Genomic DNA, 12,863 nt, shown 5'->3' on the forward strand with positions numbered 1-12,863 from the left:
GCGGATTACCAGGTATGAATGTCGCGCGCCGTATCCGTCATGTAGCGAACGCCACTGATGGTTGGCAGCAACTGGTTGATCAGACGGTTCCAGCGGGCAACCGGCGCGGTGGTGACGTACACCACATCGTAAGGCTGGAGACGGAACTCCGTCGCCATCACCAGAGACGTCGCATCGGACATATCCAGCTGGTAGATGTTGGCAATTTTGCCCTTCGCACTGCCTTCACCTTTCAGCGGACGGATGACGAAGATACCGGTCGCATTGGACGTGGTCAGATCTATACCTTCTGCATTACCCAGGGCTTCGGTCAGGGTCATGCCGCTGAAGTCCATTTTGAGGGTGCTCTGTTTCTTCACTTCACCCATCACGAAGACTTTCAGATCGTCGTTGCGCGGTACGTAGAGAATATCGCCCGGATAGAGCAGGCGGTTCTGGGTCAGGTCGCCGTTTTGCATCAGCGCCTGCAGCGAAATGCGCTGCTCTTTGCCGTTGTGGGTCAGCACCACGTTGCGCCAGTCGGCGCCGTCGGTTAGGCCGCCCGCGGCGTTAATGGCGTCCAGAACGGTGAGCGGAACGTTGGTGATGGCCTGCTGGCCGGATTTGTTCACCTGACCGGAGATATAGGCTTTTTGCGAGCGGAATGCGGCGATATTAACGTCCACCTGCGGGTCGGCAATGTACTGCGCTAAGCGGCCGGTAATATCACTACGGATTTCGGCGAGCGTTTTCCCGGCGACATGCACTTTACCAATGTACGGATAGAACATGGTGCCATCTGACTGTACCCAGTTCCCGGTGTCGCTTGAGCTGCGGTACTGGCCCGCTGGCGTGGTCAGTTCAGGGTGATCCCAGACGGTCACGTTGATCACGTCGCCCGGCCCCACGCGATACTGATAGGAGGCAATTTCCTGGTCCAGAGACATATTCGGCTGGGCAACATTCGGACGTGGACGTAATTGTTCGACCAGACGTGGCGTAAGTGGATAAACATTCACCATTTTGTCGAGATCAAAATCGGCATCCTGTTGCTTGATCACATCCTTACCCATTGTTGACATATTGCTGCCGGGAAAGACCGTGCAACCACTCATCAAGGTCACAGACACCAATAATGGCATCAATTTCATTTTGGATTTCATCATTGATTATTTATCACTTTGGCAGAGTAATTATCCTGTGCAATTTAAATAAGCTTGAGACGTATTGGGTTTCAGCATGCAGTTAATCAAATAGAAATATAACTGGCATCAGTCCTAAAAAAAGCTTATTCATCCATTGGCTATTGACAGAATAATCGAGGCTGATTCACACGCTTTCAGGCACGCTACCGCCCTTGGCTTTCAGTTACCAATCCACTGACTAAACAATGTGTTATGGATAGACACCCTCTTGAGCAAGGTCTTCTGGCAATATTTCAGCCGCTTGAAATACACAGCGGATAATGAATGACCATTCCGAAGACCAAAACAATAATAGCAACAACAAGATTTAACATTTGATGCTGGGAGAATTGTTGCAGCTAACCTAATAGCAGGCAAGGAGACAACTGTCCTAATATCTGTTTTTAAGATTAATATTAAGAGCAAAGTTTTGACCTTTTAGGATTTTCTTTATATTGACAAAAAGAGAGCAAATATCATTACCTGCGATATATCCTAAAATGTTTTCATAATAATAAAATATGCGTATTTCGCTTATTTACACCCACCTGAGATTGCTCTCTTTTTTACGCTTCGTATTAAGAGAAATCTCAGCCCGACATTGCATTTTCCCCCAGCTTTATCCATGATCGAAGTGTGACATTCGTCATATAACAGAAGGTATTGCTATTACTATGGAATGGATTGCCGATCCATCAATCTGGGCCGGGCTGGTGACGCTGGTCGTCATCGAATTAGTGCTCGGGATTGATAATCTGGTCTTTATCGCCATCCTCGCTGAAAAACTGCCCCCTTCCCAGCGCGACCGCGCGCGCGTGACGGGTCTGCTGCTGGCGATGGTGATGCGTTTACTGCTGCTGGCCTCTATCTCCTGGATGGTCACGCTCACTCAGCCTCTGTTCTCCGTTCGCGGTCTGAGCTTTAGCGCCCGCGACCTGATCATGCTCTTCGGCGGGCTGTTCCTGCTGTTCAAAGCCACGGTGGAGCTTAACGAGCGGCTCGAAGGCAAAGACAGCGAGAACCCGACCCAGCGACGTGGGGCAAGATTCTGGCCGGTGGTGGCGCAAATTGTGGTGCTCGATGCCGTCTTCTCTCTGGATTCGGTGATTACCGCCGTCGGGATGGTGGACCATCTGGCCGTCATGATGGCTGCGGTGATTATCGCCATCACGCTGATGGTGATGGCGAGCAAAGCGCTGACCCGCTTTGTGAACAGCCACCCGACCATCGTGATCCTTTGTCTCAGCTTCCTGTTGATGATCGGCTTCAGCCTGGTCGCCGACGGCTTCGGGTTCCATATTCCGAAAGGTTACCTGTACGCCGCCATTGGCTTCTCCGTCATGATTGAAGCGCTCAACCAGCTGGCGATATTTAACCGCCGCCGGTTTCTCTCCGCGAATCAGACCCTGCGCCAGCGCACGGCCGAAACCGTCATGCGCCTGCTGAGCGGCAGGAAAGAGGATGCCGAGCTGGACGCCGAATCCTCCGCCCTGCTTGCCGATCACAGCGACGGGCAGATCTTTAACCCACAGGAGCGGCTGATGATCGAGCGGGTGCTCAACCTCAATCAGCGCACGGTGAGCAGCATCATGACTTCCCGGCATGACATTGAGCATATTGACCTCACGGCACCGGAAGATCGGGTCCGCGCCCTGCTGGATAAGAATCAGCATACCCGCGTGGTAGTGACCGGCGGTGAAGAGGAAGAGGAGCTGCTGGGCGTGGTGCACGTTATTGACCTGCTCCAGCAGCAGCTTCGCGGCGAGCCGCTCAACCTGCGCGCGCTGGTGCGCCAGCCGCTGGTCTTCCCGGAAGGGCTACCGCTGCTCTCTGCCCTTGAGCAATTTCGTAACGCGCGCACGCACTTTGCCTTCGTGGTGGATGAGTTTGGTTCGGTGGAAGGGCTGGTCACGCTCAGCGACGTGATGGAAACCATCGCCGGTAATCTGCCAAACGAGGTGGATGAGATTGATGCCCGCCACGACATCCAGAAAAACGCGGACGGCTCGTGGACGGCCAACGGCCACATGCCGCTGGAAGACCTGGTGCAGTACGTGCCGCTGCCGCTGGACGAAAAACGGGAATACCACACCATTGCCGGCCTGCTGATGGAGTATTTACAGCGCATCCCGCAGACAGGGGAAGAGGTTCAGGTGGGCGACTATCTGCTTAAAACCCTGCAGATTGAAAACCATCGTGTGCAGAAAGTGCAGCTTATTCCACTGCGGGATGAGGAAGAGCTGGATTTTGAGGTATAGATAAAACAAAACGGCAACCAGGTTGCCGTTTTAGGGTTTGCTCCCTCTCCCGTGGGAGAGGGCTGGGGTGAGCGCATCAGGCCGCACTGGCAGCCGGGTAAGGCGTAGCCGCCACCCGGCACCACGAACCTCAAAGCTTATCCAGCAGCTTCTTCACATCCTTGCCATTCTGGGAATCTTTGTTACGATCCGCCCAGCTGTTAAGCCGACGTTTCGCTTCATCCTGCAGATGCTTACGCAGGATCTGATCCACCTGAAGGCTGTAGTTCAGCGCCTGCCATTTGCCGTATACGCTAAGCGGAACCGGTGTCTCTTTAAGGAAATCAATCAGCTTGCTTTCGCCCTGCCAGCCGGAAAGTACCCGGACGTTAAAGCGCGTGTCCGCCGTCTCTTTGACCAGATCCAGCGAGCCTTCTCCGGTTAACGACAACATGGACGAGGTTCCCTGCATCCCGGCAAGGGTCAGTATCCCGTTATCCAGCGTCAGATCCGTGGTGAAGCTGTCGAGGCGCGTTGCGCTGTCGTAGTTTTCCTGCGCTTTAACATCGCTGCTGCGCTCCACCGCCTGCTGGACAAGCTGCTGGAAGTTGAGCCCCTCCATACGGGAATCTTTCAGGTCAACGTGCGCTTCACCCTGCCACTCCCGGCGGAAGGCGTTGGCATCAATTTTGGTGCCTGAGAAATCCCCCGCCAGCGTTAACTGCCCCGTCAGGGAGATCGGATAGTTAAAGGCTTTGAGGATGCTGCCAATCTCAACGTTGTCGAGACGCGGCTGGAATTCAGCGCTGGCAACGTCCTTACGCACGTCCAGCGTTCCTGGCAGCGAAAGATGCCCTGCCCCCATTTTGCCGCTCAGTTCGGAGATCGCCAGCAACCCGTTGTGGTTGAACATCTTGCCGCTCACATCGGTAAAATCAATGCCGCGCCAGCGCACGCTGTTGGCTTTCAGCGCAATATCGGCGGTGAAGCCGCGCAAAACGTTATAGTCAGGCTGTTCAAGGTTAGACGAGATAACCGGACGCGACACCGGTGACTGGCTTTGCCCCGTCTGGGTCGCATTGCTGTCCGTTGCGCTTGCCGGCAGCGGTGGCAGGATGTTCTCCAGGTTGAGCTTGTCAAACTGCAGGTTCAGCACCCACTTCGGCTTTTCGTCAAGCGTGACGCTCGCCTGCCCCTTCAGGCTGCTGTCGTTGGCCTGCAGATTGAGGTTATCCAGCGCCAGCTGTTTTTGTTCTTCGCGCCATACGGCCTGCAGCGTCCCCTGTCCGGTGATCCCCTGGGTAGGGAGATCCGCCCCCGTCAGCTGCCAGTTAAGCTGCTGGATGTCAGCCGTGAGCTGATGCGGGTAGTCCGACGCATTCACATTTGCATTCAACGAGAGGGTCAGATCCCGCTGGTCGCGATTCACCCGTCCGCTAAATTCCAGCGACGCAAGATGGTGTTCATCCTGCTCCATCTGCAGGTTGATGTTGCGAACGGTGACCTGCTCCTGATCCTCATGCTGGAACACCAGCACGCTATCGGCAACTTTCAGTTTGCCTATATCAAACGACCAGCCCGTATCGGACGGTTCATCCGGTAAGGTATTCTCGCGCGGCGCGACCGGCGCATTTGCGTCGCGCACGGCTTCGGTTTGCGGGGTAAGCTGAATGACCGCGCCCTTCAGCATCACCTGGTTAACCTGCAACTGATGGGAAATAAGCGGGATCAGCGCCACGTCAAGACGCATGTTGTCCGCAGAGACCAGCGGCTGTGCGGCGCCAGGCGCGGTTAACGACATGCGGCCAGAGAGAATGCTGAGCTGTGGCCAGACGTGCCAGCGCAGCGGCCCGTCAAGCTTCAGTTGGTAACCACTGCGTGCCTCGACCTGCCGCACCATATAAGCGCGGAAATCATTCGGGTTAACCAGCAGAACCAACGCCGAAAGGCCAGCAACCAGCACCACCAGCAAAATCATCAGCGTTGTCAGAACTCTTCTCATGGCATCCTCAGTGGACTAACGATCAGTCTTTATCAATACGGCTGGCAACCGCACCCTGCTGGTCGCGGTATTTTGCGTCCTGGCGGCGGTTGTAAGGCCTGTCTGCCGGGCCTGTCAGCGGTTCAAAGCTTAACGCACCAATCATCATTCCGGGGCGCAGCGCCAGCGGCAGTTTGCCGGCGTTGAAGAACTCCAGCACGATACGGCCGGACCAGCCAGGGTCGATACGGTGCGCGGTGACGTGAACCATCAGCCCCAGGCGGGCCAGAGAAGAACGGCCATCAAGCCAGCCGACGAGATCCGCAGGCAGGGTCACGGATTCATACGTCACCGCCAGCGCCAGTTCGCCTGGATGCAGATAAAAAGCTTCGCCTTCGTCAATGACGATTTCATCACTCATAACGCGATCGAGCGCGGCGCTGACTTCATCCTTCGGCCCGCTGAGGTCGATGAACGGCGCAGTGTGGCCACTAAATGTGCGGAATTTATTCCCCAACCGTACATCAACGGTCACCCCATTGATACGCTCCACCGGGGGACGCGGGGTAATAGACAAACGGCCTTCATCCAGCCAGGCTTCAATATCGCGATCGCAAAGACGCATGGCACTTTCTCCTTTCATGCATCGTACCCTGAGGCCTTAAACACTCAGGGTAAAACCAGGTTATCTCTGAACGGTACACAATTCGCGCGGCTTATTCAAAAAACTGACTGATTTTCGCTTTTAAGATATCAATCGCAATGCGGTTTTTGCCCCCGCGAGGGACGATGATATCGGCGTATTGTTTGGATGGTTCAATAAACTGCAGGAACATCGGACGGACCGTTTTCTGGTATTGCGCCATGACGGAGTCCATCGAACGGCCGCGCTCGTTAACGTCACGCTTGATGCGGCGCATCAGGCAGATGTCCAGCGGGGTATCGACGAAGATGGAGAAGTTCATGGATTCGCGCAGGCGGGCGTCGGTCAGGAGCAAGATGCCTTCAAGGATAATGACCTTCTTTGGCTCGATGCGGATCGTTTCCTGGGTGCGGGTGTGTTCTACGTAACTGTAAACGGGCAGTTCAATAGCCTGGCCGCTCTTGAGGGCTTCTAAATGCTGGAACAGTAAACTGTGATCCATCGCATTCGGGTGGTCGTAGTTGGTTTTTACGCGCTCTTCCATCGACAGATGGGATTGATCTTTGTAATAGCTGTCTTCGGGAATGACGCCGATGTGCTCATCACCTACTTGTTCACGCAGTTCGCGATAAAGCGTACTGGCAATTAGACTTTTACCTGAAGCCGATGCGCCGGCGATGCCTATAATGACGCACTGATGAGACTTATCAGTCATAAATTTAGCGACCTGAATAACCTGGATGTTAAGGAAGGACGACGCCGGAGCGTCAAACGCGGCAATTATAGGGATTTCGCGGGCGTGATACCAGTCGAATGCGCAGGTTCTGCGAGACAGGCTGAAAAGTGGCGCATTGCTCCCTGAAAGAAATTTTAATGACCGTTTTTTCAGCGTTTAACAGGAATTTTTTAGCGAGTAACTATTTAATAACTCTATGATGTCAAATTATGAGCAGCCGCCATATGAATTGTAAATTGTTTGTACTAGCATAAACCAAATTATCAAATTCACTCGTGCGCACTTCTCTCCTGACGGCATGGCGTCTCTGGATAAAGCGGTAATGAATAAACAATACCAGCGGGTTTTGGTTACCACCCCACATCCTTTATTGCGACTTGTCTGTCTGGGCCTGGTCACCTTTATCTTTACCTTATTTTCGCTGGAGCTTACCCGCTTCGGTACCCTGCTGGCGCCGCTCTGGTTTCCCACCGCCATTATGATGGTGGCGTTTTACCGCCATGCAGGAAAAATGTGGCCCGGGATCGCCCTGGCCTGTTCGTTTGGCAATATTCTGGCCTCGTGGATGTTGTTCTCCTGGGCATCGATAAACCTCACCTACACCGCAATAAACGTTATTGAGGCCGTCATCGGCGCCGTATTACTGCGCAAGCTGCTTCCGTGGTATAACCCGCTGCAAAATTTAAACGACTGGATCCGCCTGGCCATTGGCAGCGCGCTGGTGCCGCCGCTGGTAGGCGGTATTCTGGTGACGTTTCTGGTTCCCGGCCCTGAGCCGCTGCGTAATTTCATCGTCTGGGTGTTGTCCGAATCCATCGGCGCGCTGGCGCTGGTGCCTCTTGGACTGCTGTTTAAATCCCATTACCTGCTCCGTCACCGTGACCCGCGATTACTGCTCGAAACGCTGGTTACCATGGCCGTGACGCTGGCCCTCAGTTGGGCAGCTATCACCTGGCTGCCGTGGCCCTTTACCTGCGTGATCGTACTGCTTATGTGGAGCGCCGTGCGCTTGCCGCGGATGGAAGCGTTCATGGTGTTTCTGGTTACCGTGATGGTCGTTTCACTGATGATTGCCCATAACCCTTCGGCGCTGACCACCCAACATGCCGGGCCGATGATGAACGCGCCGTGGCTGCCGTTCCTGATGCTGCTCCTTCCCGCTAACGTGATGACCATGGTGATGTATGCCTTCCGTGCCGAGCGCAAACACATCACCGAAAGCGAAGAGCGCTTTCGCAATGCGATGGAGTATTCCGCCATCGGTATGGCGTTAGTCAGCATAGAGGGCCAGTGGCTTCAGGCTAACAAGGCGCTGTGCAACTTCCTCGGTTACAGCCAGACCGAGCTACAGTCGCTCACCTTCCAGCAGCTGACCTGGCCGGAAGATTTGCATACCGACCTGGAACAGCTGGAGCAGCTGGTCAACGGCGAGATCAATACCTACACCCTCGAAAAGCGCTATTACACGCGCAACGGGGAAGTCGTCTGGGCGCTTCTGGCCGTCTCCGTCGTGCGCCATGCCGACGGCTCACCGCTCTATTTTATTGCCCAGATTGAAGACATTAACGACCTGAAGCAGACCGAGTGGGTCAACAAGCGTCTGATGGAGCGCATTACGCTGGCCAACGAAGCGGGCGGTATCGGCATCTGGGAGTGGGATCTGCAGCCTGACATCATCAGCTGGGATAAGCGGATGTTTGAGCTGTATGAAATTCCGCCGCACATCAAGCCCACCTGGCAGCTCTGGCACGACAGAATGTTGCCAGAGGATCGCGCCCATGCGGAGCAGGTGCTGCGGGATTCTCTGGTCTCTCGTCTGCCGTTTAAACTTGAATTCCGTATCCGCGTGAAGGAAGGCGTACGCCATATTCGCTCCCTGGCAAATCGGGTGCTGAATAAAGAGGGTGAAGTGGAACGTTTACTCGGCATCAACATGGACATGACCGAGGTGAAGGAGCTTAACGAAGCGCTGTTCCAGGAAAAAGAACGTCTGCACATCACGCTCGACTCCATCGGCGAAGCGGTGCTCTGCACCGATATCGACATGAACGTCACCTTTATGAACCCTGTCGCCGAGAAGATGAGCGGCTGGCTGCAGACCGAGGCCATCGGCCAGCCGATCCTGAAGGTGTTACACATCACCTTCGGAGAACGGGGACAGTTGATGGAGAACATTCACAGCGGCGATATTTCACGCTCCGATATCGACCAGGACGTGGTGCTGAACTGCCGCACAGGCGGATCGTTTGATATCCACTACAGCATTACGCCACTCAGCACCCTTGATGGGCACAGTATTGGCTCGGTTATCGTTATTCAGGACGTGACCGAGTCGCGCAAAATGCTGCGTCAGCTGAGCTACAGCGCGTCGCACGATGCCCTCACCCACCTGGCAAACCGGGTCAGCTTCGAAAACCATCTCAAACGACTTCTGCAAACCGTTCGTGAGACGCGTCAGCGTCATGCGCTGGTCTTCATCGATCTGGACCGCTTCAAAGCCGTCAATGATACCGCAGGCCATGCGGCGGGGGATGCCCTGCTGCGGGAACTCTCCTCCATGATGCTAACCCTGCTTCGCTCCAGCGACGTGCTGGCGCGCCTGGGCGGCGACGAGTTTGGGCTGCTGCTGCCGGACTGCAATATTGAGAGCGCGCGCTATATCACCGGTCGCCTGATCCATACCATCAATGACTATCACTTTATGTGGGAAGGCCGCCTGCACCGGATTGGGGCCAGCGCGGGTATTACGCTGATTGATGAACATAACCACCTGGCGTCAGAGGTGATGTCGCAGGCGGATATTGCCTGTTATGCCTCGAAGAACAGCGGTCGCGGCATCGTGACGGTATACGAACCGCAGCAGGAGCGAGATCTGAGCGCGCGCAGCATGATGTCGCTGGACGAACAGTGGCACATGATTAAAGACAATCACCTGATGATGATCGCCCGCAGCGTCGCCTCCCCGCGCATACCGGAAAGCTGTAATTTCTGGCTGATTTCGCTACGCTTGTGGACCAGCCAGGGTGAAGTCCAGGAGGAGCACGCCTTCCGTTCTGGCCTCGCGGAGCCTGAGCTGCTGCACGCCCTCGACAGACGAATCTTTGGTGAGTTTTTCCGCACCTCTGCTGCACAGGTTGCCCGTAAAGGGATGGGGGTAGCTCTGCCGCTTTCTGCGGCCGGTTTAGCCAGCGTGACACTTGTCGATGAACTTCTCGACCTGCTCGAAAACAGCCCTATGCCGGGCCGTCTGCTGCATCTGGTCATCGCAGCCGACGCGGTGTGTAACCCGGATGAGAATCTGCAGCGAGGGTTACAAAAGCTTCGCCAGGCGGGCTGCCGGGTGATCTTCAGCCAGATAGGGCGCGACATGAACGTCTTCTCCCACCTGAGCCCGAACATGGCCGATTATCTGATGCTGGACGCCGAGGTGGTGAGCAACGTGTATGGCAATCTGATGGATGAGATGATGGTGACCATCGTTCAGGGCCACGCCCAGCGTCTGGGGATGAAAACCATCGCGGGCCCCTGTAACCAGCCCATCATGATGGATACGCTTTCCGGCATCGGCATTGATTTTATCTATGGCGACACCATCGCCGAGCCGCAGCCGCTGGATCTACTGCTCAACACCAGCTATTTCGCCATCAACTGACGGCTTCCAGCCGTCGGTATACCAGATGTGGAGCAGCGCGTAGGAGCGCCACGGCTGCCAGCGCTCGGCGTAACGCCGAATCTGCGCGGACGTCATCCCGGCGAAGCGTTGCTTAATCAGATAATCATCCGGAAGAAACACATCTTTTGCCTGCCAGCCACGCAGGGCCAGGTAATTTGCCGTCCAGCGCCCGATGCCCGGCCGCTGCTGTAGCGCCTTCATGCCTGCCTCAACGTCCTCAGGCGGCGTCAGCGGAAACGCCCCGTCGACGACCGACTGCGCCAGATGAATCAGCGACTCCGCGCGTTTTACCGGCATCCCGAGCGCTTTGAGCGCTAAAGGATCGGCTGAGGCCAGCGCTTCTGGGGAGGGAAAGCAGACATAACCCGGTGCATCCTTCACCGGCTCCCCGCACAGGGCGACCACGCGGGAAGCCAGTTTCGCCGCCATCGCTACGCTCACCAGTTGCCCGAGGATCGCCCGGACGCCCTGCTCATACGCATCCATCGCCCCCGGCAAACGCAAGCCAGGCCGGGCAGCGCCGAGATCCCCCAGCGTATCCGCGACCTGCTGCGGGTTGCAGGCAAGGTCGAACAGGCGTGCGATGCGTTCAAGACACGTCTGCGCAACCGGAACTAACCCCGGGGTGAGCGTCACGGTCAGCGTATGGGTGGCGATCTCCGGCGTCACGCGAAATATCCCCTGATGGCCGTCGCAGGCAAAACTACGCTCATAGTAGTCGTGCGTGACGGTTTCAATGCCCGTCACCGCACGCGCGCCGAGAAAGCCAAACATCCACTGCCAGTCGTAAGGGGGTTGCCAGGTCAGGGTATACATCGCTACTCCTTTTTTATTGTTATCAGCATAAACGGAAAGCCCCTGTTTTGCCTTGCTTTCATATTCCTGTTGTCGGCGGACAGGCATTCCGCTAAAGTCTCGCCCCTTCTCACCGGCATGGGGATTAATCGTGTTTATTGGATTTGACTACGGTACGGCAAACTGCTCGGTTGCGATCATGCAAGACGGACAGCCGCAGCTCCTGAAAATGGAAAAAGAGAGCACGCTGCTGCCGTCAATGCTCTGCGCGCCGACGCGTGAGGCGGTAAGCGAATGGCTGTTCCGCCACCATCAGGTTCCTGCTACCGCAGCGGAAACCCAGGCGCTGCTGCGCCGTGCGGTCAGCTTTAACCGCGAGGAGGACATCGACGTTACGCCCTCCAGCGTGCAGTTCGGCCTCTCCTCGCTCGGTCACTATGTTGAAGACCCGGAAGAGGTCTACTTTGTTAAGTCACCGAAGTCCTTCCTCGGCACCAACGGCCTGAAGCCGCAGCAGGTGGCGATGTTTGAAGACCTGGTGTGCGCGATGATGCTGCATATTCGCAATCAGGCGCAGACGCAGGTCTCCGATGCGATTACCCAGGCGGTGATTGGCCGACCGATCAACTTCCAGGGGCTGGGCGGCGACGATGCCAACCAGCAGGCGCAAGGGATCCTTGAACGCGCGGCGCACCGGGCAGGCTTCCGCGACGTGGTGTTCCAATATGAACCGGTTGCCGCGGGGCTGGACTTTGAAGCCACGCTGGCTGAAGAGAAGCGCGTGCTGGTAGTGGACATCGGCGGGGGAACCACCGACTGCTCGCTGCTGCTGATGGGGCCGCAGTGGCATACCCGTCGCGATCGTGAAAACAGCCTGCTCGGGCACAGCGGCTGCCGCGTAGGCGGTAACGATCTGGATATCGCCCTGGCATTCAAGAGCCTGATGCCGCTGCTCGGCATGGGCGGTCAAACGGAAAAAGGGATTGCCCTGCCAATACTGCCGTGGTGGAACGCGATTGCCATCAACGACGTCCCGGCGCAGAGTGATTTTTACAGTACCGCGAACGGTCGCTTCCTCAACGATCTGGTGCGCGACGCGCAGGATGCCGAAAAAGTCGCCCTGCTCTATAAAGTGTGGCGTCAGCGCCTGAGCTACCGCGTGGTGCGTACTGCGGAAGAGAGCAAAATCGCCCTTTCGGATCGTGCTGAACATGCGGTGTCCTTGCCGTTTATCAGCGAGGAGCTGGCCACCTCGATTTCGCAGGAGGGGCTGGAAACGGCGCTTGCCCAGCCGCTGCAGCGCATTCTGGAGCAGGTGCAGCTGGCGCTGGAGAACGGCAAAGAGAAGCCGGACGTCATTTACCTGACCGGGGGCAGCGCCCGTTCGCCGCTGATCAAGAAAGCGCTGGCGGAACAGTTGCCGGGCATTCCGATTGCCGGTGGGGATGACTTTGGCTCCGTTACCGCAGGGCTGGCGCGCTGGGCGCAGGTGATGTTTAGCTAGTGCGGTTGCTGTGCGGTCTGGTGCCCTCACACCGGCCCTCTCCCTCAAGGGAGAGGGGGTCGTCCATGCAAACATTATTTTGTGGGGATCCCTCAGCCTACAGGGAGAGGGAGAAAACACCAAAAACAGCA

At 56.3% G+C, this 12,863-nt stretch carries 8 protein-coding genes; 3 read left to right on the forward strand and 5 right to left on the reverse strand.

Annotated elements, in window-relative coordinates; all coding sequences use genetic code 11:
* Window positions 1-5 precede the first annotated feature (5 nt).
* On the reverse strand, window positions 6-1,145 hold the full coding sequence (locus V1603_RS18915) for a polysaccharide export protein (RefSeq protein WP_014170829.1): 1,140 nt from the start codon (window positions 1,143-1,145) through the stop codon (window positions 6-8).
* Window positions 1,146-1,837: 692 nt separating this feature from the next.
* On the opposite strand from V1603_RS18915, the gene V1603_RS18920 reads away from it, so the two are divergent.
* A complete protein-coding gene (locus V1603_RS18920) occupies window positions 1,838-3,421 on the forward strand; it encodes a TerC family protein (protein WP_116338784.1) in 1,584 nt (527 codons plus the stop codon).
* A 130-nt stretch (window positions 3,422-3,551) separates the two neighbouring features.
* Here V1603_RS18920 and asmA read toward each other — a convergent pair whose 3' ends face one another.
* The 3 genes from asmA to udk form a co-directional block, all read right to left on the reverse strand.
* Window positions 3,552-5,402 carry an outer membrane assembly protein AsmA gene (asmA, locus tag V1603_RS18925; protein ID WP_395313085.1) on the reverse strand — a complete coding sequence of 617 codons (1,851 nt, stop codon included), beginning with the start codon at window positions 5,400-5,402 and terminating at the stop codon, window positions 3,552-3,554.
* Window positions 5,403-5,424: 22 nt separating this feature from the next.
* Window positions 5,425-6,006 (reverse strand): dCTP deaminase, encoded by a 582-nt coding sequence (dcd, locus tag V1603_RS18930; RefSeq protein WP_020883257.1) that lies wholly within the window; start codon window positions 6,004-6,006, stop codon window positions 5,425-5,427.
* Between the two features lie 91 nt (window positions 6,007-6,097).
* The gene (gene udk / locus V1603_RS18935) at window positions 6,098-6,739 is read right to left on the reverse strand and encodes a uridine kinase (RefSeq protein ID WP_008500855.1); all 642 of its coding nucleotides are present in this window, start codon (window positions 6,737-6,739) and stop codon (window positions 6,098-6,100) included.
* Window positions 6,740-7,082: 343 nt separating this feature from the next.
* Here udk and V1603_RS18940 point away from each other — a divergent pair, with 343 nt between their 5' ends.
* The gene (locus tag V1603_RS18940; protein WP_395313086.1) at window positions 7,083-10,412 is read left to right on the forward strand and encodes a diguanylate cyclase; all 3,330 of its coding nucleotides are present in this window, start codon (window positions 7,083-7,085) and stop codon (window positions 10,410-10,412) included.
* Here the strand turns inward: V1603_RS18940 and alkA are convergent.
* Complete coding sequence (alkA, locus tag V1603_RS18945; protein ID WP_395313087.1) at window positions 10,377-11,249, reverse strand: DNA-3-methyladenine glycosylase 2; 873 nt, start codon at window positions 11,247-11,249, stop codon at window positions 10,377-10,379. The two genes, V1603_RS18940 and alkA, sit on opposite strands and share 36 nt — an antisense overlap.
* A 130-nt stretch (window positions 11,250-11,379) precedes the next feature.
* On the opposite strand from alkA, the gene yegD reads away from it, so the two are divergent.
* Window positions 11,380-12,732 (forward strand): molecular chaperone, encoded by a 1,353-nt coding sequence (yegD, locus tag V1603_RS18950; RefSeq protein WP_395313088.1) that lies wholly within the window; start codon window positions 11,380-11,382, stop codon window positions 12,730-12,732.
* The last annotated feature ends 131 nt before the right edge of the window (window positions 12,733-12,863 follow it).

Origin of the sequence: Enterobacter sp. ECC-219, assembly GCF_043966805.1 — a bacterium.
Lineage (GTDB): Bacteria > Pseudomonadota > Gammaproteobacteria > Enterobacterales > Enterobacteriaceae > Enterobacter > Enterobacter cloacae_N.

What these genes read in the sequence shown, in the direction of transcription:
- dcd (WP_020883257.1), bottom strand. Translation starts at nt 6,006, where the DNA reads ATGCGTCTTTGCGATCGCGATATTGAAGCCTGGCTGGATGAAGGCCGT.
- asmA (WP_395313085.1), bottom strand. Translation starts at nt 5,402, where the DNA reads ATGAGAAGAGTTCTGACAACGCTGATGATTTTGCTGGTGGTGCTGGTT.
- alkA (WP_395313087.1), bottom strand. Translation starts at nt 11,249, where the DNA reads ATGTATACCCTGACCTGGCAACCCCCTTACGACTGGCAGTGGATGTTT.
- udk (WP_008500855.1), bottom strand. Translation starts at nt 6,739, where the DNA reads ATGACTGATAAGTCTCATCAGTGCGTCATTATAGGCATCGCCGGCGCA.
- V1603_RS18915 (WP_014170829.1), bottom strand. Translation starts at nt 1,145, where the DNA reads ATGATGAAATCCAAAATGAAATTGATGCCATTATTGGTGTCTGTGACC.
- V1603_RS18940 (WP_395313086.1), top strand. Translation starts at nt 7,083, where the DNA reads ATGAATAAACAATACCAGCGGGTTTTGGTTACCACCCCACATCCTTTA.
- V1603_RS18920 (WP_116338784.1), top strand. Translation starts at nt 1,838, where the DNA reads ATGGAATGGATTGCCGATCCATCAATCTGGGCCGGGCTGGTGACGCTG.